The 19,101-nt window shown below is 72.3% G+C and carries 19 protein-coding genes and 1 pseudogene; 2 read left to right on the top strand and 18 right to left on the bottom strand.

The genetic code is table 11. The features are described 5' to 3' along the window. The first annotated feature begins 129 nt into the window (after positions 1–129). Complete coding sequence (whiG, locus tag DEH69_RS28645; RefSeq protein ID WP_113689893.1) at positions 130–972, top strand: RNA polymerase sigma factor WhiG; 843 nt, start codon at positions 130–132, stop codon at positions 970–972. Positions 973–1,087: 115 nt separating this feature from the next. Continuing rightward, positions 1,088–1,723, top strand: a complete 636-nt coding sequence (locus DEH69_RS28640) for a TetR/AcrR family transcriptional regulator (protein WP_258535030.1) — start codon at positions 1,088–1,090, stop codon at positions 1,721–1,723. Between the two features lie 36 nt (positions 1,724–1,759). On the opposite strand, the pseudogene DEH69_RS28635 reads toward DEH69_RS28640, so the two are convergent. From DEH69_RS28635 to DEH69_RS28550, 18 genes and pseudogenes are all read right to left on the bottom strand, one after another. After that, positions 1,760–2,191, bottom strand: a pseudogene (locus DEH69_RS28635) (peptidoglycan DD-metalloendopeptidase family protein); the annotation flags it as partial. 108 nt (positions 2,192–2,299) lie between these two features. Next, positions 2,300–2,635 (bottom strand): DUF2469 domain-containing protein, encoded by a 336-nt coding sequence (locus tag DEH69_RS28630; protein WP_113689892.1) that lies wholly within the window; start codon positions 2,633–2,635, stop codon positions 2,300–2,302. A 28-nt stretch (positions 2,636–2,663) separates the two neighbouring features. Next, entirely contained in the window at positions 2,664–3,413 is a 750-nt protein-coding gene (lepB, locus tag DEH69_RS28625; RefSeq protein WP_113689891.1) for a signal peptidase I, read from the bottom strand. A gap of 57 nt (positions 3,414–3,470) precedes the next feature. Then, positions 3,471–4,391 (bottom strand): signal peptidase I, encoded by a 921-nt coding sequence (gene lepB / locus DEH69_RS28620; RefSeq protein ID WP_258535036.1) that lies wholly within the window; start codon positions 4,389–4,391, stop codon positions 3,471–3,473. Between the two features lie 127 nt (positions 4,392–4,518). After that, positions 4,519–5,691 (bottom strand): signal peptidase I, encoded by a 1,173-nt coding sequence (gene lepB, locus DEH69_RS28615; RefSeq protein ID WP_258535029.1) that lies wholly within the window; start codon positions 5,689–5,691, stop codon positions 4,519–4,521. After that, positions 5,684–6,385, bottom strand: coding sequence for a signal peptidase I (lepB, locus tag DEH69_RS28610; RefSeq protein ID WP_113689889.1), 702 nt, complete (start codon positions 6,383–6,385; stop codon positions 5,684–5,686). The genes lepB (DEH69_RS28615) and lepB (DEH69_RS28610) overlap by 8 nt, the downstream gene beginning before the upstream one ends. Before the next feature lie 30 nt (positions 6,386–6,415). After that, positions 6,416–6,763 carry a 50S ribosomal protein L19 gene (rplS, locus tag DEH69_RS28605; protein ID WP_113689888.1) on the bottom strand — a complete coding sequence of 116 codons (348 nt, stop codon included), beginning with the start codon at positions 6,761–6,763 and terminating at the stop codon, positions 6,416–6,418. A gap of 141 nt (positions 6,764–6,904) precedes the next feature. Beyond that, positions 6,905–7,717, bottom strand: a complete 813-nt coding sequence (gene trmD / locus DEH69_RS28600; RefSeq protein WP_113689887.1) for a tRNA (guanosine(37)-N1)-methyltransferase TrmD — start codon at positions 7,715–7,717, stop codon at positions 6,905–6,907. After that, positions 7,714–8,232 carry a ribosome maturation factor RimM gene (rimM, locus tag DEH69_RS28595; RefSeq protein ID WP_113689886.1) on the bottom strand — a complete coding sequence of 173 codons (519 nt, stop codon included), beginning with the start codon at positions 8,230–8,232 and terminating at the stop codon, positions 7,714–7,716. Before rimM ends, trmD begins: the two co-directional genes overlap by 4 nt. Positions 8,233–8,363: 131 nt before the next feature. Further along, the gene (locus DEH69_RS28590; protein WP_113689885.1) at positions 8,364–8,603 is read right to left on the bottom strand and encodes an RNA-binding protein; all 240 of its coding nucleotides are present in this window, start codon (positions 8,601–8,603) and stop codon (positions 8,364–8,366) included. 2 nt (positions 8,604–8,605) lie between these two features. Further along, complete coding sequence (rpsP, locus tag DEH69_RS28585) at positions 8,606–9,034, bottom strand: 30S ribosomal protein S16 (protein ID WP_113689884.1); 429 nt, start codon at positions 9,032–9,034, stop codon at positions 8,606–8,608. Positions 9,035–9,184: 150 nt separating this feature from the next. Then, positions 9,185–9,790: a hypothetical protein gene (locus tag DEH69_RS28580; RefSeq protein WP_113689883.1), complete on the bottom strand. Its 606-nt coding sequence runs from the start codon at positions 9,788–9,790 to the stop codon at positions 9,185–9,187. Positions 9,791–9,944: 154 nt separating this feature from the next. After that, a complete protein-coding gene (gene proS, locus DEH69_RS28575) occupies positions 9,945–11,360 on the bottom strand; it encodes a proline--tRNA ligase (protein WP_113689882.1) in 1,416 nt (471 codons plus the stop codon). A 78-nt stretch (positions 11,361–11,438) separates the two neighbouring features. Continuing rightward, entirely contained in the window at positions 11,439–12,980 is a 1,542-nt protein-coding gene (gene ffh / locus DEH69_RS28570; protein ID WP_113689881.1) for a signal recognition particle protein, read from the bottom strand. A gap of 75 nt (positions 12,981–13,055) precedes the next feature. After that, a complete protein-coding gene (locus DEH69_RS28565) occupies positions 13,056–15,590 on the bottom strand; it encodes a [protein-PII] uridylyltransferase (RefSeq protein WP_113689880.1) in 2,535 nt (844 codons plus the stop codon). Positions 15,591–15,651: 61 nt separating this feature from the next. After that, positions 15,652–15,990: a P-II family nitrogen regulator gene (locus tag DEH69_RS28560; protein WP_113689879.1), complete on the bottom strand. Its 339-nt coding sequence runs from the start codon at positions 15,988–15,990 to the stop codon at positions 15,652–15,654. Continuing rightward, positions 15,987–17,255, bottom strand: a complete 1,269-nt coding sequence (locus tag DEH69_RS28555) for an ammonium transporter (RefSeq protein ID WP_113689878.1) — start codon at positions 17,253–17,255, stop codon at positions 15,987–15,989. The genes DEH69_RS28560 and DEH69_RS28555 overlap by 4 nt, the downstream gene beginning before the upstream one ends. A 331-nt stretch (positions 17,256–17,586) precedes the next feature. Further along, positions 17,587–19,092 (bottom strand): hypothetical protein, encoded by a 1,506-nt coding sequence (locus DEH69_RS28550; RefSeq protein WP_113689969.1) that lies wholly within the window; start codon positions 19,090–19,092, stop codon positions 17,587–17,589. Between the last annotated feature and the right edge of the window lie 9 nt (positions 19,093–19,101).

Here is a 19,101-nt window from a genome sequence, read left to right as displayed (position 1 = left end):
ACGTATCTGCGCATAGCCGCCGACCTCGACGTGCGCAATGCTACGCCGTGCTCACGCTACGCTCGCAGAGTCCCCGTCGCGTTACCCCCACCCCCACCCGTAATCCCGCAGATCGGCTCAACACAACGCATGCCACAGCACTCCTTGGGGCCTCGGCACGCGGCTCCGGCAGCGCCGGCCGCGGCGGAGGGCGCCACCCCCTCCGCCCCGTCCACCGCGCTCGACGAGCTGTGGCACGCCTACAAGGCCACCGGCGACGAGCGGCTGCGGGAGCAGCTGATCCTCCACTACTCGCCGCTGGTGAAGTATGTGGCGGGCCGGGTGAGCGTGGGGCTGCCGCCCAATGTGGAGCAGGCCGACTTCGTGTCCTCCGGGGTGTTCGGACTGATCGACGCCATCGAGAAGTTCGACCCTGATCGTTCCATCAAGTTCGAGACGTACGCCATCACGCGCATCAGGGGCGCGATGATCGACGAGCTGCGGGCGCTGGACTGGATCCCGCGCTCGGTGCGGCAGAAGGCGCGGGCGATCGAGCGGGCCTACGCCACCCTCGAGGCGTCCCTGCGCCGCACGCCCTCCGAGCCGGAGGTGGCTGCGGAGATGGGGGTGTCCCTGGACGAACTGCACGCGGTCTTCAGTCAGTTGTCGCTGGCGAACGTCGTGGCCCTCGAGGAGCTGCTGCACACCGGAGGCGAGGGCGGCGACCGGCTCAGCCTGATGGACACCCTGGAGGACACCGCCGCGGACAACCCCGTGGAGGTGGCCGAGGACCGCGAGCTGCGCCGCCTGCTGGCCCGCGCGGTCAACACCCTGCCGGAGCGCGAGAAGACCGTGGTGACCCTCTACTACTACGAGGGGCTGACGCTCGCGGAGATCGGCGAGGTGCTGGGCGTCACGGAGAGCCGGGTGAGCCAGATCCACACCAAGTCGGTGCTCCAGCTGAGGGCCAAGCTCGCCGATGTGACCGGCTGACGCGGCGGCCGCGGCCCCCGGTCGGGTCACCGCGCGGGTCATCCTCCGTGGACGGCGGGGCGCACATCCGGGTGAACCAGCTGGCGGCTCGCCCCCCGCGCCCTACAGTGAGGGCGTGTCCAGGATTCCGACGGCCGAGGCAGCCGAGCGCCGCAGGAGGCGGCGCACCGCCCTGCTGGACGCGGCCGGATCGCTGCTGACGGAGGGCGGACCCCCGGCGCTGACCTTCCCGGCACTCGCCGAGCGGACCGGGCTGGCCACCTCCGCGGTCCATGAGCACTTCCCGTCCCGCGCGGCCCTGGTCGAGGAGCTGTGCGCGCGTGTCCTTCTCCTGGGGACCACCCGGGTGGCGGCCGCGATGGACGCGGCCCCCACGCCCCGGGCCAAGGCGGAGTCCTACGTGCGGGCGCAGCTCGCCCTCACGGCGGACGAGCGGCACCGGGCCGTGCTGGCCTGCGCCGCGCACGAGCTGAACGAGGCGGCCGCGGAGCGCGCCCATGCGGCGCTGGGTGGGCTGCTCGACATGCTCGTCGACGTGCTCGGGCGGCTCGGCCACGAGGAGCCGCGCCTGGTCGCGGGGCTCCTCCAGGGCGTGGTCGACGCGGCGGTGCGCCACCTCGGCCACCCCGGGTCGCCGCCCCCCGAGGCGATCGCCGACCTCGCCGCCAGGGTCGCCCTCGATGGGGTCTCCTGCCTCCCCGGGGACGGGCACGCCGGTGGTCGGCAGCAGCCGGGAGGGGCCCCGGCGTAGCAGCCGCTCCGGAAGGAGCGAGAGCGGGTCCCGGTAGGTCTCGCCCACCCGCAGCCCCCAGTGCAGACAAGGCTCGGCGCAGTGGAACGGGCCCTCGGCCAGTCGGCCGACGACATCCCCCGCCGCGACCTCGTCGCCCACGGCGACCGACGCCTCCACCGGCTCGTAGGTGATGCGGGGCGCGGGTCCCCCCTCCTGCCCCGCGGGCAGCTCGATGCTGATCACTCCCCGCCCGGCCACCGGCCCGGCGAAGACGACGCGCCCCGCGACGGCCGCGCGGACCTCGGCTCCGGCGTGGGTGATCAGATCGACCCCGCGGTGGCCCGCAGCCCAGCGCTGGGGTGGCGGATCGAAGCCCCGGGCGACCAGGGGGCGTGAGGCGCCCGAGGCGCCGGGGACCGGCCAGGCGGCGGCCTCGGGGGTGACGGCGAACAGGAACGTGCTGAGCAGTGTGGCGACGAGCGTCATGACCCCAGGGTGCCCAACGGTGACCCTCTGTGACGACTTGCTCGCGAATCTGTGGACACGGCGGGATCTGTGGAAAACCCCGTCCCCCGATCGAGTGGTGCTGATCGATCAGGCGTTCCGGCCGCCCCCGAAGCCCGAGTCCTCGGGAAGGTCCAGTTCGCTGCGGTTGAGCTCCTCAATGTTCACGTCCTTGAACGTCAACACCCGCACCTGCTTGACGAACCTCGCCGGCCTGTACATGTCCCAGACCCAGGCGTCCGCCATCGAGACCTCGAAGAACACCTCTCCTTGGACTGAGTGCACCTGCATCTCGTAGTCATTGGTGAGGTAGAAGCGCCGCTCAGTCTCGATCACATATGTGAAGAGGCCGACCACATCCCGGTACTCCCGGTAGAGCTTGAGCTCCATCTCGGTCTCGTACTTTTCGAGATCCTCGGCACTCATGGCGTTACCCCTTCAGCCGTGCGTCCCCTCATTGTGCGTCACCTGAGACATCCGCACGCCGTGGCGGTCCTGACCGGGACCTCAAGCGGGCCAGCGCGGGGTAGACGGCCCCGACGACGATCAGCACGGCGCCCGCGCAGATCACCTGGAACAACGGCCGCAGCGGCCCCGCGCCCGAGATCCCGCCTGGCTGTTCCGCGAAGCCCGTGGCCCGCCCCAGCTGGCCGAACCGGTCCACTGGCCACACCACCGCCTCGACCCGCCCCGAGACCGCGTCGGCGGGCACCGTGCCCCCGCCCGCCTCGGTCAGCAGGCTGCGGGAGTCGAGCGAGTCCGCCCGGTCGTCCCCCAGCAGGAACAGCTCCCCCTCGGGCACCTCGGCGTCGAAGCCGGTGCTCGACGCGGGGTTCTCGGTGTCCGCCAGATAGGGCTCGTCCACCGGCTCGCCGTTCACCGTGAGGCGACCGTTCTCGTCGCAGCAGGCGACGACGTCCCCCCCGATCCCCACCACACGCTTGATCATCAGCGACTCGCCCCATGTGGCGTCCCTGAAAACGACCACATCGCCCCTGCGGACCTCGCCGCCGTCGATGCGCTGCGCCAGCACCCGGTCCCCCGCGACCACGGAGGGGGCCATCGAGTCCGTGGGCACGGCATAGGGCTGGTACAGGATCGCGGCCAGCACAAAGCCGCCGAGCAGCAGGACACAGCCGACCCCCACCGCGGCTCCGGACAGCACGCGGCCCACCCGCCCCCGCCCGCGTATGGCTCCGCTCATCACGCCCCCCTCCGATCGTTGCTCGGAAGGCGACCCTATCCACCCCGGGTGACGGGGTCAGCGCTGCGGGGTCTCCCCCACCGCGGGCCTCGCCGCGGAGCCCGCCGCAGGCCCCGCCGCAGGTCCTAGCCCCGCGGTCACGGACGCGGACCGTCCGGCCGCGGACGCGCTCTCCTCGGCCTTCCTCAGCAGCCTCCTGCGGCGCATCAGCACGAGCGGCACCGCCCCGGCCAAGCCGAGCGCCGCGGGGGTGGCGGCCATCGCCGCGGCGCCGACCGAGCCGTAGCTGTCGGGGACGGGGAGCGTTCCCCAGCGGTCGATCGGCCACGCGATGACGATGGCGCGCCCGACCACGTCGTCCTCGGAGACGGTGCCGCCGCCCTCGAGGTTCTGGTGGTACCGGGAGTCGAGCGAATCCTGCCGGTGGTCGCCCATCACCCACAGCCGCCCCTCTGGGACCTCGATGGGGCCGAACGGCCGGTCGCCACAGGGGGTGTTCCCAGGGAAGAGGTACTCGCTCTCGTCGAGCGGCTCGCCGTTGACGTGGACCTCGCCGCCCTCTTCGCACTCGACGGTGTCCCCGCCGACGGCGATCACGCGCTTGATCAGGTCCTGATCCTCGGCGGACGGCATCAGCCCGATGAAGCTCAACGCGCTCTGCACCGCGCCGCCGAGCCCGCCGCTCCCGCCCGGCGCCTCCCCGAGCCAGCCGCCCGGGTCGTGGAAGACCACCACTTCGCCACGCTCGGGCTCGCCACCGAACCAGGGCGTGAGCTTGTCCACGAGCACGCGATCACCCTCCTGGAGGGTGTTCTGCATGGAGTTGGAGGGGATGGAGAACGCCTGCACCAGGAACGTCTTGATCACCAGCGCGAGCACGATGGCGATGCCGATCAGGATGGGCAGCTCCTTCCAGAAGGAGCGCTGCTTCGCTTCGCGCCCGCGGCGCCTGCCACGGCGCCCGCCCGGGGCGTCCACGGCGGACTCCGCCCCGTCGTCGGGCCCGGCGTCGGATGGCTCGGAGCCCGAGCCCGCGCGGTCCCCAGGGTTCTCGGGGTCCCCGGGGCCGGGGCCCGGGTCGCCCCCCGCCGCGCGGGCGGCGGCGTCACCCGGGATCGGGCCGCCCTCCCGGGGCACGCGCCCCGGGTCGGCGCCGCGGGGTTCTTCGCCGGGTGCGCCTCCAGGGCCGGGATTCACCGGACGGTCCTCCGGGCCTTCCGCGCCGGACCGGGCACCCACCGCTACGTCCCCCACATTCGCTCCTCACGCTCCGCTCCGGGCCGTCGAGCCTGTCCCGACGTCGCAACAGGCCCACCACTCCCATAACGAGCGGGAGTTCCGCAGGGATCGGGAGTTGCGCCAATTCGTTCTCTTTGCGGGGGCCATTCTCCCCCGGGTACGCTCGGGCGTCGACGGCGCCCTCCGCCGACGGGGCGTCGGGCACGGAGGAGAACGCGTCCGTGCCGTCCAGCCCTTTCCAGTGCCCGAACGGCCAGGCGATCACCATCGCGCGCCCGACGACCAGGTTCTCGGGGACGGTTCCATGTCCATCCTCGTCCAGGTGATAGCGGGAATCGGCCGAGTTCGACCGGTGATCGCCCATGACGAAGAGGCTCCCCTCGGGGACCGTCACGTCGAACTCGATCTGGGACGGCGGATTGTCGGGGTAGAGATACGGCTCGTCCAGCGGGACGCCGTTCACCATGACGCGGCCCTCGGGGTCGCAGCAGACCACCGTGTCCCCGCCGACGCCGATGACCCGCTTGATCAGATCCTGATCGTCCGCGCTCGGCAGCAGACCGATCCAGGTCAGTGCCGATCGGATGTGCCGGATTCCAAAGGGGCCTTGATCGGTGCTCTCCTCCGTGCCCGAGGTCTCGAGCCAGCCGCCCGGGTCCTTGAAGACCACCACCTCGCCGCGCGACGGCTCCCAGCCGAACCACGGCGTCAGCTTGTCCACGAGCACGCGGTCGTCCACGCGAATCGTTTCCTCCATCGACCCGGAGGGGATGACGAACGCCTGGACCAGAAACGTCTTGAGCACCAGCGCGATCAGCAGCGCGGTGCCTATGAGGATCGGTATCTCCCTGGTGGCCCTCAGGCGTCTGCGGCGCTTGATCCGCTTGGCCGCCCGCCGCCGGTCGGCGCGCCCCTCCCCCGGGCCGCGCAGCGTCGGGCGCTGCTCGCCGGGATCCGAAGGCTCCCCGACGAGGTCGTCGGGCGGCGAGGGCTCCGGCGCGCGGCGGCGCGACGCCCGCGGCTTGCCGCGCTCACCCATGGGCCGACCGCAGCCAGCCCCAGCGGCCCACGGGCCACCCGATCAGCTCGACCCGGCCGATCACCCGGTCCACGGGGACGGTGCCGCCCCCCGGGGAGCCGAGGTACTCCCTGGAGTCCGCCGAGTCGGAACGGTGGTCACCCATCACCCACAACCGTCCCTCGGGCACTCGGATATCAAACGTGACATTCGAAGGCTTGTCCCCTGGATAGAGATACGGTTCGTCCAGCGGCTCGCCGTTGACCTCGATCCGCCCCTGGCTGTCGCAGCAGCGCACGCGGTCCCCGCCGATGCCGATGACGCGCTTCACATAGTCGGTGTCCGAGGACGGGGACAGCCCCACCGCGGCGCCTGCCGTGCGCAGCAGCCCGGCGAGCAGCCCCGGATCCGACTCCTCCGCGGTGAATGATCCGGCTCCGTCGAAGACGATGACATCCCCCCGCTTGACCTCACCGCCGAAGCGGTACGCCAGCTTGTTGACGACCACGCGGTCGCCGACCTGGAGGGTGCCCTCCATCGACCCGCTGGGGATCAGGAAGGGCTGCATCACAAAGGCGTTGGTGAGCATGGTGAGCACCGCCGTGCTCAGCGCCACCACCCCCCACAGACGCACCGAGCGCGACCACCGCCGCCACCCCTTCTGGGGTCTTGCGGGGCGATCGCGCTCCGGAGGTTGTGCGTCGGATTCGGTCACGCCGTGATGGTAACCGGGAGGCGGGACCGCTCAGTTCTCCCGCTTCTCCTTGATCTTGGCGGCCTTGCCACGGAGGTTCCGCAGGTAGTACAGCTTCGCGCGGCGGACGGCACCGCGGGTCACGACCTCGATCTTCTCCACCACCGGGGTGTGCACGGGGAAGGTGCGCTCCACGCCGACGCCGAAGCTCACCTTGCGCACGGTGAAGGTCTCGCGGATCCCCGAGCCCTGGCGGCGGATCACCACGCCCTTGAACTGCTGCACACGGGAGCGGGTGCCCTCGATGACGCGGACGTGGACGTTGACCGTGTCCCCGGGCCTGAAGGCGGGGATGTTGTCCCGCAGGGAGGCGGAGTCGACACTGTCCAGGAGGTTCATGGCCTGCTGCTCTCCTCGCCGATGCCACAGGACATCGACGGAAACGATCGTGATACGTGAATGGGACGGAAGCGGCCCGGTCGCACCGGCGGGCGGCGATCCCCCTGTGGCAGGGTCACGCGCCGGACAAGGGCCAGCGCCCTATTCTTCCACGCGGCCCGACGCGCGCCCAAATCGCCCGTCGTCTCCCGGCTCCCAGCCCAGCTCCACGAGGGCCGCGCGGTCGTGCTTGTCGAGGGACGCGGGGTCGCAGCGCTCGATCAGATCGGGGCGGTTCTCGCTGGTCCGGCGCAGCGCCTCGTCCCGGCGCCAGCGGGCGATCCGCCCGTGGTGGCCGCTGATCAGCACCTCGGGAACGGCCCGCCCGCGCCACTGCGGCGGCTTGGTGTAGACGGGGCCCTCGAGCAGCCCCGCCATGGCGCCCGGCGCGAACGAGTCGTCGCGGTGCGAGTCGGCGTTGCCCAGCACGCCGGGCAGCAGCCGCGCCACGGCCTCGACCATCACCAGCACCGGGGCCTCGCCCCCGGCCAGCACATAGTCGCCGATGGAGACCTCGCGCACGTCGAACGTGGCGCCGTACTCCTCGATCACGCGCCGGTCGATGCCCTCGTAGCGGGCCGGGGTGAAGATCAGCCACTCCTCCCCGGCGAGCCGGTGCGCGAGATCCTGGGTGAACGGCCGACCGCTGGGGGTGGGCACGACGATCACCGGCTTCGCGGGGGCGCCCGAGGCCAGCACCGCGTCCAGCGCCTCGCCCCAGGGCTCGGGCTTCATGACCATGCCGGGGCCGCCGCCATAGGGGGTGTCGTCCACCGTGTGGTGCCGGTCGTGGGTGAAGCGCCGCAGGTCGTGCACGCGCACATCGAGCAGCCCGGCCGCGCGCGCCTTGCCGACCAGCGAGACGTCGAGCGGCTCTAGATACTCGGGGAAGATCGTGACGATGTCGAGCCTCATGCCGCGCCGCCGTCGAGCAGCCCCGGCGGGGGGGTGACCACGAGGCGGCCGCCCGCGAGATCGACCTCGGGGACGATCTCCCCGACAAACGGGATGAGCGCCTCCTCGCCGTCGGGCCGTTCGACGACCAGGAGATCCTGACCCGGCAGGTGCGCGACCTCCGTGACGGTGCCGACGGCCGCGCCGTCCCCGGTGACCGCGTCGAGCCCGATCAGCTGGTGGTCGTAGAACTCCTCGGGGTCGTCGGGCAGTTCCTCGGGGTCCACCTCGGCGATCAGCAGGGTGTTGCGCAGCGCCTCCGCGGCGGTGCGGTCGCCCACCCCGGCGAAGCGCAGCAGCAGCCGACCGCTGTGCACACGGCCGCTCTCGATGGTCAACGGGCCCACCGCGGCCGGGTCCGTGGCCAGGACGGCGCCCGGCGCGAGGCGCGTCTCCGGCTCGTCGGTCCGGAGTTCGACGCTGACCTCGCCCTTGATCCCATGGGCGCGGCCGATGCGGGCGACGACGAGTTCCACTGTGATGGGGTCCTACCGCTCTGGGAATTCAGCTCGGGGAATTGAGCTCTCGAAATTCTCGGACGGGCCGACGCGTCGAGGGCCGGGGGCGATACGCGCCCCCGGCCCTCGACCGAATGCCGGTGTCGCCCTCAGCGAACCTCGTCCGCGTCGACCAGGTCGACGCGGACGCCCTTGCCGCCGAGCGCGCCCACGACCGTGCGCAGCGAGCGCGCGGTGCGGCCATTGCGGCCGATGACCTTGCCGAGGTCATCGGGGTGGACCCGGACCTCGAGCACCCGACCACGACGCAGGGTGCGCTGGGCGACCTGCACGTCGTCGGGATGATCGACGATGCCCTTGACCAGGTGCTCCAGGGCCTCTTCGAGCATTCTCAGCCCTCGGCCGACGCGGCCTGCGGCTCAGCGTCGGTCTTCTTCTCGGCCTTCTTCTTCGGGGTGATGGCCTCACCCCGAGGCTCGCCACCGGACTCCTTGGCCGCGGCCTCGAAGAGCGCGCGCTTGTCCGGCTTGGGCTCGGCCACCTTCATGGGCGGCGGCGCGGGCAGCCCCTTGAACTTCTGCCAGTCACCGGTCACCTTGAGGATGGCCATGACGGGCTCCGTCGGCTGCGCGCCGACGCCCAGCCAGTACTGCACGCGCTCGGAGTCGACCTCGATACGCGAGGGGTTCTGCACCGGGTGGTACAGCCCCAGCTCCTCGATGGCCCTGCCGTCCCTGCGGGTGCGGGAGTCGGCGACGACGATGCGGTAGTGCGGCGAACGGATCTTGCCCAGTCGCTTCAGCTTGATCTTGACTGCCACGGGTGTGGTGTCTCCTGCGTGTTGACGTGGTGGGCCACGGCGGGGATCCGCGTGGGGCTGCGGTCCCGGGGGCCCGGTGGACGCGTCAGTCGGAGGAGAGAGGGATCCTGTGCGACTGTCGAGTTCAAGTGGTTATTCTGCCATAGGCCGTCAGGAGGACGCCGCCACGGTCAACGTCTCGGCGATCTCGAACGGCTTCTTGCACGCGCCGCAGACAATCGGCGCCTGCGCAAGGACAGATGGGACCACCCGGACATTCCGCCCGCACTCGCAGACCGCCTTCACCCGGACCCCGCCACCGGATGAGCCGTGCCGGGCCGCCGGACCGCGGAAGCTCCGCTTGGTGTCCGTCGCCGCGGCCGCGAGGTGGGCCTTGAGCGCCCGCTGAAGCCGCTCGGCCGTGGGCCGGTACCGCCTCCGGGTCTCCGGGCTCATCGTGACCAGCGAGAAGCCGCTGCTCGGGTGCGGGTCCTCGGCGTGATCGAGGCCCAACTCCTCGGCGATCGCGAGAAAGCGTCTGTTGTGGTAGCGCCCGGCGCGGGAGGTGTCGCGGACACCCCGGGCGGCGGCGATACCGTGGACGGCCTCGTGCAGCAGCCGTTCAAAGGAGAGCTCGGAGCCGCAGGCGGACGATGACTCCCCGATCAGGGACTCTGGCGTGGCCAAGTCCGGCAACTCCGGGTGGTGCCGTTGAATGTCGGCCCACGCGTGTGCCAGCTCGGCGGCGAGAACTGGAACTGGTTGTGTCGTGCTCACGTCGTAGCTAACGAGCGAGGCCCCGCGGGTGTTCCGATTCCGGGGCAAGTCCGTGAATTTGCACCTACCCGTCAGTTCGCGGCCATTCCCCCCGGGCGGAGACCCGGCCGAATCGGACCGAAACCGGTCAGAATCCGGCCGGGAACCCCCTCGATCAGTAGGCGCGCCCCACGATGGCGATCGTGCCGGGGGCGTCGTCCGACTCCGGCACCGAGCCGTCCTCGGCGACCAGACAGCGCACCGAGACCGCGTCCTGCGCCAGCTTCGCCTCGCCCTCGGCGCCGAGCTCCGCCCACGGCAGCCGCGCCCAGCCGCCCGCCGACGCGGCCTCGACGGCCTCATCGATGGTCCGCACGTCCGAGGTCCGCTCCTCGCGGCGCTCGCGGGACTGGCGCAGCAGCAGCGCCTGGTCCTCCTCGAGCAGCGCGGGCAGGCGCGCGGGGAGCGCGTCGATCGCAACCGGCTCCTTGCCGCCGGGGATGCGACGCGCCAGCATCGCGGTGCCATCGGCGAGATCGCGGGGGCCGACCTCGACGCGGACCGGGACGCCCTTGAGCTCCCAGTCCACCGCCCTGCGCCCGAACGGCGTGTCCGTGCGGTCGTCCACCTCGACCCTGATCCCGGCGTCGCGCAGCGCGGCGCCGATCTCGTGGACCTTGGCGAGGACCGCCTCGTCCTCCTTGATGGCCAGCACGACGACCTGCGTCGGGGCGAGCCTCGGCGGGACGCGCAGGCCGTTGTCGTCGCCGTGCGACATGATCAGCCCGCCGACCATCCGCGTCGACGAGCCCCACGAGGTCTGCCAGACCAGCTCCCTGCTGCCGTCCTTGGACAGGTAGCGGGTGTCGAAGGCCTTGGCGAAGTTTTGGCCGAGCTCATGGCTCGTGCCCATCTGGAGCGCCTTGCCGTCGCGCATCATCCCCTCGAGCGTGAGGGTGTTGATGGCGCCGGCGAACCGCTCGGCGGGGGACTTGCGGCCGAGCACCACGTCGATGGCCAGGGTGTTGACCATGAAGTCGGCGTACACGTCGCGGTGGATGCGGGCGGCGTAGTCCCGCGCCTGTTCGTAGGTGGCGTGCGCGGTGTGGCCCTCCTGCCACAGGAACTCGGTGGTGCGAAGGAAGACGCGGGGGCGCATCTCCCAGCGGACCACGTTCGCCCACTGGTTGATCAGCAGCGGCAGGTCGCGGTAGCTCTGGATCCACTTCGCGAACGAGGCGTTGATGATCATCTCCGAGGTGGGCCGCACCACGGCGGGCTCCTCGAGCTGCTTGCCACCGCCGTGGGTGACCACCGCGAGCTCGGGGGCGAACCCCTCGACGTGCTCGGCCTCCTTGGCCAGGTAGGACTGGGGAATGAGCAGCGGGAAGTAGGCGTTCCGCGCCCCCGCGGCCTTGATGCGGGCGTCCATCTCCTCCTGCATCCGCTCCCACAGCCCGTACCCGTACGGTCGGATGACCATGGTGCCGCGCACCGGGCCGTTGTCGGCCAGCTCGGCCTTGCTGATCACGTCCTGGTACCAGCGCGGGAAGTCCTCCGCCTGGGAGGTGAGTACGGGAGTCTTGGCCATGGCGGGAATGGTACGGGGCGCGGGCCCCTGAGCGTGAATCGATACCGCACCGGGGCACTTGGGCCCCGGTGCGCGCCGTCACTTCGGGGGCAGCATGTCCTTGAACTCCTTCGGCAGCTCGAAGTCCGCCGGGCCCTGGCCCAGCGCGCCGCCCTCGCCCTGCCGCTGGGCCGCGGCGCGCTCCTCGGCCTGGCGCTTCATCGGGTTCCCCGAACGGCGGGCGCCCTTGGCCTTCTTCTGCTGCTTGCCCTTGCGCCGGGGGCCGCCACCCATGCCCGGCATCCCCGGCATGCCGGGCATCCCTGGCATGCCGCCGCCCTGGGCCATGCGGGACATCATCTTGCGGGCCTCGAAGAAGCGCTCCACCAGGCCCTTGACCGCGCTGACGTCCACGCCGGAGCCGCGCGCGATGCGGGCCCGCCGCGAGCCGTTGATGATCTTGGGGTCGGCGCGCTCGCCCGGCGTCATGGACTTGATGATGGCCGCGGTGCGGTCCACCTCGCGCTCGTCCAGGTTGTTGATCTGCTCGCGCATCTGCCCCATGCCGGGCATCATCCCGAGCAGCTTGGAGATGGAGCCCATCTTGCGGACCTGCTCCATCTGGGCCAGGAAGTCGTCGAGCGTGAACTCCTTGGGCCCCTTGGCCAGCTTGCTGGCGAGCTTCTCCGCCTCCTGCTGGCTGAACGTCCGCTCCGCCTGCTCGATCAGCGTGAGCACGTCGCCCATGCCGAGGATGCGGGAGGCCATGCGGTCGGGGTGGAACGCGTCGAAGTCGTCGAGCTTCTCGCCGTTGGAGGCGAACATGATCTGGCGCCCAGTGACCTGCGCGATCGAGAGCGCCGCGCCGCCGCGGGCGTCGCCGTCGAGCTTGGAGAGCACCACGCCGTCGAAGCCGACGCCGTCGCGGAACGCCTCGGCCGTGGTGACCGCGTCCTGGCCGATCATGGCGTCGACGACGAAGAGGACCTCGTCGGGGCTGACCGCGTCCCTGATGTCGGCGGCCTGGCGCATCATCTCCTCGTCGATGCCCAGGCGTCCCGCGGTGTCGACGATGACCACGTCGTACTGCTTGTCCCTGGCGTGGACCAGGGAGTCCTCCGCGACCTTGACCGGGTCGCCCACGCCGTTCCCGGGCTCGGGGGCGAAGACGCTGACCCCGGCGCGCTCGCCGACGACCTGGAGCTGGTTGACCGCGTTGGGGCGCTGAAGGTCACAGGCGACGAGCAGCGGCGTGTGCCCCTGCTGCCCCAGCCAGCGGCCGAGCTTGCCCGCCAGGGTCGTCTTGCCCGCGCCCTGGAGGCCGGCGAGCATCACGACGGTCGGCGGCGTCTTGGCGAAGCGCAGCCGCCTGGTCTCGCCGCCGAGGATCGCGACGAGCTCCTCGTTGACGATCTTGATGACCTGCTGCGAGGGGTTGAGGGCCTTCGACACCTCGGCGCCGGCGGCCCGTTCCTTCACACGGGCGATGAACGCGCGGACCACGGGCAGCGCGACGTCGGCCTCGAGCAGGGCGATGCGGATCTCACGCGCCGTGGCGTCGATGTCCGCCTCGCTGAGACGGCCCTTGCCCCTGAGGTTCTTGAACGTCGCCGCAAGGCGGTCGGAGAGAGTGTCGAACACGGCGCTGGCGGTTCCTTACACATCGGGGGTCGGGTCGGCGGTGCCCTCCAGCGTATCCGCCCCGCGCCGTTGCGGTCAGCCCGCGGTGGCGGGGCCCTGTGGGGCACCGGGCGCGAGGGCCGCCTCGATGTCGCGCACGAGCCCGGCCGCCTCCTCGGGCGGGAGCGGGGCGTCGTCGGTGCCGGTGACATAGAACGCGTCGACGGCGTTGGCGCCCAGGGTGCTGACGTGCGCGCTGCGCACGAGGACGCCCGCCGCGTCAAGGGCCCTGCCGATGCGGTGCAGCAGCCCAGGGGCGTCCTGGGCGCGCACCTCGATGACGGTGGCCCGCCGCGAGCCGCCGGCGGCGACGGTGACGCGGGGCGGCGGGGCGTTGAGCCTGCGGCGGGGGCGCCGGTAGGCGGCCTCGCGCTCGGCGAGCCTGGTGGCGATGTCGAGGGAGCCGTCGAGGGCGCGGACGAGGTCGGCGCGCAGGCGCTCGGCCTGCGGGAGCGAGCCGTACTCGGCCGCGACCCGCCACTGGAGCAGCAGCACCGGGCCCTGGCCCGCGGGGTCTGCGCTGCGCAGCTCGGCGGAGCGCACGGTGAGGCGGTGCAGGGCGAGCACGCCCGCGACGGCGGGCAGCACGCCGGGGCGCTCGGGGATGGCGACGAACAGCTCGACGCCGACCGGGCGCGGCTCGTCCGGGGCGTCGGCGGCCTCGGCGTCAAGCGCCTCGTCGTCCGCGGCGCCCCCATCGGGGCCCGGGCGCAGGGTGACCACGGGAGCGCCGGTGCGCAGGGCGTCGAGGGCGAGGCGTTCCGCGGTGGCGGCGGAGCGGCCTCGCGGGGCTGGCCTGACCGGCTCGGCGCCGTCGCCGAGGCCGGCCGCGACCCGTTTGACCAGGTCGGCCAGGAGCGAGGCGCGCCAGCTCGACCAGGCGGCGGGCCCGGTGGCGAGGGCGTCGGCCTCGGTGAGCGCGTGCAGCAGCTCGAGCGTTCCGGCGCCGCCGACCGCCTCGCTGACCTGGGCGACGGTGGCGGGGTCGTCGAGGTCGCGGCGGGTGGCTGTCTCGATCAGCAGCAGGTGGTGGCGGACGAGGGTGGCGAGCACGTCGACGTCCGTGGGGCCGAAGCCGATCCGGGCGGCCATGTCGCGGGCGATGGTCTCCCCCGCGACGCTGTGGTCGCCGGGCCAGCCCTTGCCGATGTCGTGCAGCAGCGCGGCGACGAGCAGCAGGTCGGGGCGGCCGACGCGGCGGGTGAGTGCGGAGGCGCGCACCGCGGTCTCCACCAGGTGCCGGTCGACGGTCCAGCGGTGAACGGCGTTGCGCTGGGGCCGGCAGCGGACCCGTTCCCAGTCGGGCAGCAGCCGCGTGATGAGCCCGGCGGCCTCCAGCGCCTCCCAGACGGGGACGGTGTCGGGCCCGGCGCCGAGCAGGGTGATGAACTGCTCGCGCGCCTCGGCGGGCCACGGCACGGGGAGCCGGACGTCGGCCGCGGCCATCGCGTGCACGGCGGGCAGCGCCAGGGGCAGCCCGTGCTGGGCGGCCGCGGCGGCGGCGCGCAGCGGCAGCACCGGATCGCGGTCGGGCCTGGCGGAGCGGGCGAGCACCACCTCGCCCTCGTGCTCGACGACGCCGTCGGCGAGCGGGGCGCGCTCCTCCGCGGGCGGGCGCCTGATCCCGCGGCTGCCGCCGATGAGCCCGCGCAGCCCGCGGCGCGCGGAGCGGGCGCGCAGCACGCGTCCGACCTCGCGCCAGGTGACGTCGGACGCGTAGGAGATGGTGCGGGCCGCCTCGTAGACGCGGCGCAGCAGGGTGTCGGCGTCGAGCAGTCCGAGGGCGCGGGCGACCTGGTCCTGGTCCTCGAGGGCGAGCCGGTCGGTGGCGCGCCCCGTGACCAGGTGCAGGGCGTCACGCACGTCGAGGAGGACGTTGCGCGCGGCGTCGAGGCCCTGGCGCGGTGCGTCGGCGACCCAGGAGGCGGCGACGGCGCGCAGCGCGGTGGCGTCGCGCAGGCCGCCGCGGGCCTCCTTGAGGTCGGGTTCGAGGAGGAACGGCAGCTCGCCGTGGCGGTGGGCGCGTTCCTGGCCGAGCGCGCGCAGCTCGGGGAGGCGGGTGGCGGCGCGGGAGCGCCAGCGGGCGAGCAGCCCGGTGCGCAGCTCGGCGGTGAGGGCCGCGTCGCCGGCGAGGTGGCGGGCGTCGAGGAGGCCGAGGTGGACCTTGAGGTCGTCGGCCGCGGTCTCGTGCGCCTCGGCGAGGGTGCGCACGGAGTGGTCGAGGGCGATGCCGAGGTCCCAGACCGGGTACCAGAGCCGGTCGGCGACGGCGGCGATCTCGGCGCGCGGCGCGCCCCCGTCGTGCAGGAGCAGCAGGTCGAGGTCGCTGCGGGGCGAGAGCTCGCCACGGCCGTAGCCGCCGACCGCGACCAGCGCCACCCGGGCGGGCCTGGCGGGCCGCGGGCCGCTGTCCAGCAGCTCGGCGAGCCAGGCGTCGGTCAGCCGCGCGAGCTGCGCACGCCGCGGCGGCCCGGTCTGCTCCCCCCGCGTGAGGAGGTGCAGCCGGGCCGCGGCGTAGCCACCGCTGGGGCCCGTCGTGTCGCCGGTGGTCGGTGTGGTCTCCGCCGTCATGCGGCCCCAACTCCTGTGGTTGACCAGGGGATCGGACAGGCCCTTCGTTCGCCTCCGCCCCTTACAGGGCGTCGGGGCCGCGCTCGCCGGTACGGACGCGGACGGCCGTCTCGACGGGCAGGCTCCAGACCTTTCCGTCGCCGATCTTGCCCGTCCTGGCCGCCTTAACGACGACCTCGATGAGCTGCTCGGCGTCCGAGTCCTCCACCAGGAGCTCGATGCGGATCTTCGGGACCAGGTCCACGGTGTACTCCGCGCCCCGGTAGACCTCGGTGTGGCCGCGCTGGCGGCCGTAGCCACTGGCCTCCGTGACGGTCAGGCCATTCACCCCGAACGCCTGGAGGGCGTCCTTCACCTCGTCCAGCCGGTGTGGCTTGATCACCGCGGTGATGAGCTTCATGCGTCCACCTTCTTCTCGCCGGCCGCCGCACCAGCGGGCGCCGACACACTGTTGACGGGCACGGAACCGGTGCCGGTCTGGGTGAAGTCGTACCCGGTCTCCGCGTGGTAAGCCAGGTCGAGCCCGGCGACTTCCTCCTCCTCGGAGGCGCGGAAGCCGATGGTGCGCTGGAGCAGCTGGGCGAGGATGTAGGTGACCACGAAGGAGTAGGCGAGCACGGAGAACGCGCCGAGCGCCTGCTTGCCGAACTGCTCCACGCCGCCGATGCCGTCGGTGGCCAGGAAGCCGACGAGCAGCGTGCCGACGAGGCCGCCGACGAGGTGGACGCCGACGACGTCGAGGGAGTCGTCGTAGCCCAGCTTGTACTTGAGGCTGACGGCCCAGGCGCACAGGACACCGGCGACAACGCCGATGAGCACGGCGCCGAGCGGGGTCACGTGCGCGCCGGAGGGCGTGATGGCGACAAGGCCGGCGATGGCGCCCGACGCGGCGCCCAGGGTGGTGAACGTGCCGTGGCGGACGCGCTCGTAGGCGAGCCAGCCGAGGACGGCCGCGGCCGTGGCGACCTGGGTGTTGAGGGCCATCAGGGCGGCGGTGCCGTTGGGGGACAGCGCGGACCCGGCGTTGAAGCCGAACCAGCCGAACCACAGCAGGGCGGCGCCGAGCAGCACCATCGGGAGGTTGTGCGGGCGCATCGGCTCCTTCTTGAAGCCCACGCGCTTGCCGATCACCAGGACGGCGGCCAGCGCTCCCGCTCCGGCGTTGATGTGCACCGCGGTGCCGCCCGCGAAGTCGATGACCTCCTGGCCGAAGAGCCAGCCGTCGGCGGCCCACACCCAGTGCGCGACCGGGAAGTAGACGACGGTCACCCACAGCGTGATGAACAGCGCCCAGCTGGTGAACTTGACGCGATCGGCGAGCGCGCCGCTCATCAGGGCGGGCGTCAGCACGGCGAACATCAGCTGGAACACGGCGAAGGCAAGGATGTCCCCGTTCTCCGCGGTGATGTCCTGGAACCCGGCGAAGTCGAGGTTGCCGATGATGCCGCCGTCATCGGCGTCGCTGAAGTTGCTGCCAAAGGCGAGGGTGAACCCGTAGAGCACCCAGAGCACGCTGATGATGCCCAGGGAGATGAAGGACATCATCAACATGTTGAGCGCGCTCTTGACCCGGACCATGCCGCCGTAGAAGAAGGCGAGCCCGGGTGTCATCAACATGACCATTGCGGCACTGATCAGCACAAAAGCGATATCAGCTGCTTCCAACGTGAACGTCTCCTCGGTATTACGACCCGTGCGGGCAGGATCTTGGGCGGGTCAGGATGCGCCACAGGCTCTCCGAGGGCCGTTTCGGTCGATGGAGTCAATTGTTTCGCGGGGGTGACGATGGCGCACGGAGTGTTACGCCGCCATGAAATCGATCACGTACCGCACGCATCGGCGTTACCGTGTCCGGCACCGTCGCACACGCTCGCGCGCCGCCGCGGAACCGGCCGCGGCGGCCGCCCGGGGTGACCTGGCGGGGGGAGCCGAGTCGGGCTGTCCGGGGCGGCCGACGCGGTCGGCGTCTGGGGTGCGACGAGGCGGGGGCGAGGCCTCAGACGGCCCTCCTCGCCTCACTTTCCGGGAGTTCCGCGCTGAGCCGGTGACTGAGGTCGACCACCTCGGGCACCCGGGCGAAGTCGCGCCTTGCGGCGCTCCAGGTCTTCCGCAGGCGGTTGTTCACCCGTTCGGAGCGGAGCCTGTTGGCGAGGTCCATCGCCTCGCCCGCGCTCGCGGCGCACGCCTCGGCGTCGCGCCCGAGGAGGTGAACGGTGGCCATGCCGATGAGGTTCAGTGCATACGAACGCTGGTGCCCGCCGAAGGGGTCGGCCGCGCACTCCTCGGCGAAGAGGCCCACCGCGCGCTCCATCAGCGGCCTGGCCCTTGACAGGTACGTAGGGCTGCGGCCCGCCACATAGGCGAGGTCGCGGTAGGAGTGGGCGTTCTCCGCGTGCAGCTCGGCCTCGGAGAAGAAGCGGATCCAGTCCGGCTCCTGCTCCCCATGGCCGACCTCGGCGAACGTGTCCTCCGCCATCCGCACCGCGCGGTGGCACTTGGGCGGCTGGCCCAGCGTGGCGTAGGCCCTGGCCTCGAGCGCGTACAGCATGGCCTGGGTGCGGGCGGTGGCGCGCTCCCTGCTGCCGTACTGCGCCAGGTGGATCAGCTCCAGGGCGTCCTCGCCGCGGCCGAGGTGGATCATCTGGCGGCTCATCTGGGAGAGCACATACGCGCCGAGCGCCCGGTCCTCGGCCTCCTTGGCGGCGTGCAGGGCGAGCACGAAGTACTTCTGCGCGGTGGGCTGGAGGCCGATGTCGTAGCTCATCCAGCCCGCCAGCTCCGACAGCTCGGCGGTGATCCCGAACAGCCGCCTGCGCACGGGCTCGGGCTGGCTCTCCTGGAGCAGGTCCGTCACCTCGTGCAGCTGGCCGACCACCGCCTTGCGGCGCAGCCCGCCCCCGCACTGGGCGTCCCAGCCGCGGAACTGCGCGGTGGTCTCGGCGAGCTGGGCGAGCTCGGGCTCCGAGAGGCCGGTGAGCCTTCGGCCCTCGCGCCCCCGCGGCGGCAGGGTGGAGAGCCTGGCGCCGGTGGCCGCCTCGCTCGCCGGGGTGGGGACGAGCCAGCGCTGCATGGGCTCTATCAGGGCGGGCCCCGCGGACATGGTCAACGAGGTGCCGAGGAAGCCGCGGCGGCCGAGCATCAGGTCGCTGCGGGAGAACTCGCTGATCAGCGAGACGGTCTGCGGCCCGGCCCAGGGCAGGTCGACCCCGGAGACGGCGGCGGAGTGCGGCAGCGAGCGCAGGCCGAGGTCCTCGATGCTGACGACGCAGCCGAAGCGCTCGGAGAACAGCTCGGACAGGATGCGCGGGATGGGCTCGCGCGGCTGCTCCCCGTCGAGCCAGCGCCGCACCCGCGAGGTGTCGGTGCTGATGTGGTGCGCCCCGAGTTGGCGGGCCCGCCGGTTGACCTGCCGGGCCAGCTCGCCCTTGGACCAGCCGCTGCGCCGGAACCACGACCCGAGCCGCTCGTTCGGCTCCCTGGCGGAGGTTGCGCTGCCGCCCACGTTGACGCC

This window comes from Streptomyces sp. PT12 (genome assembly GCF_003311645.1).
GTDB lineage: Bacteria > Actinomycetota > Actinomycetes > Streptomycetales > Streptomycetaceae > Streptomyces.
The sequence above is the reverse complement of the archived record's forward strand: the minus strand, read 5'-3'. Positions and strand labels throughout refer to the sequence as shown.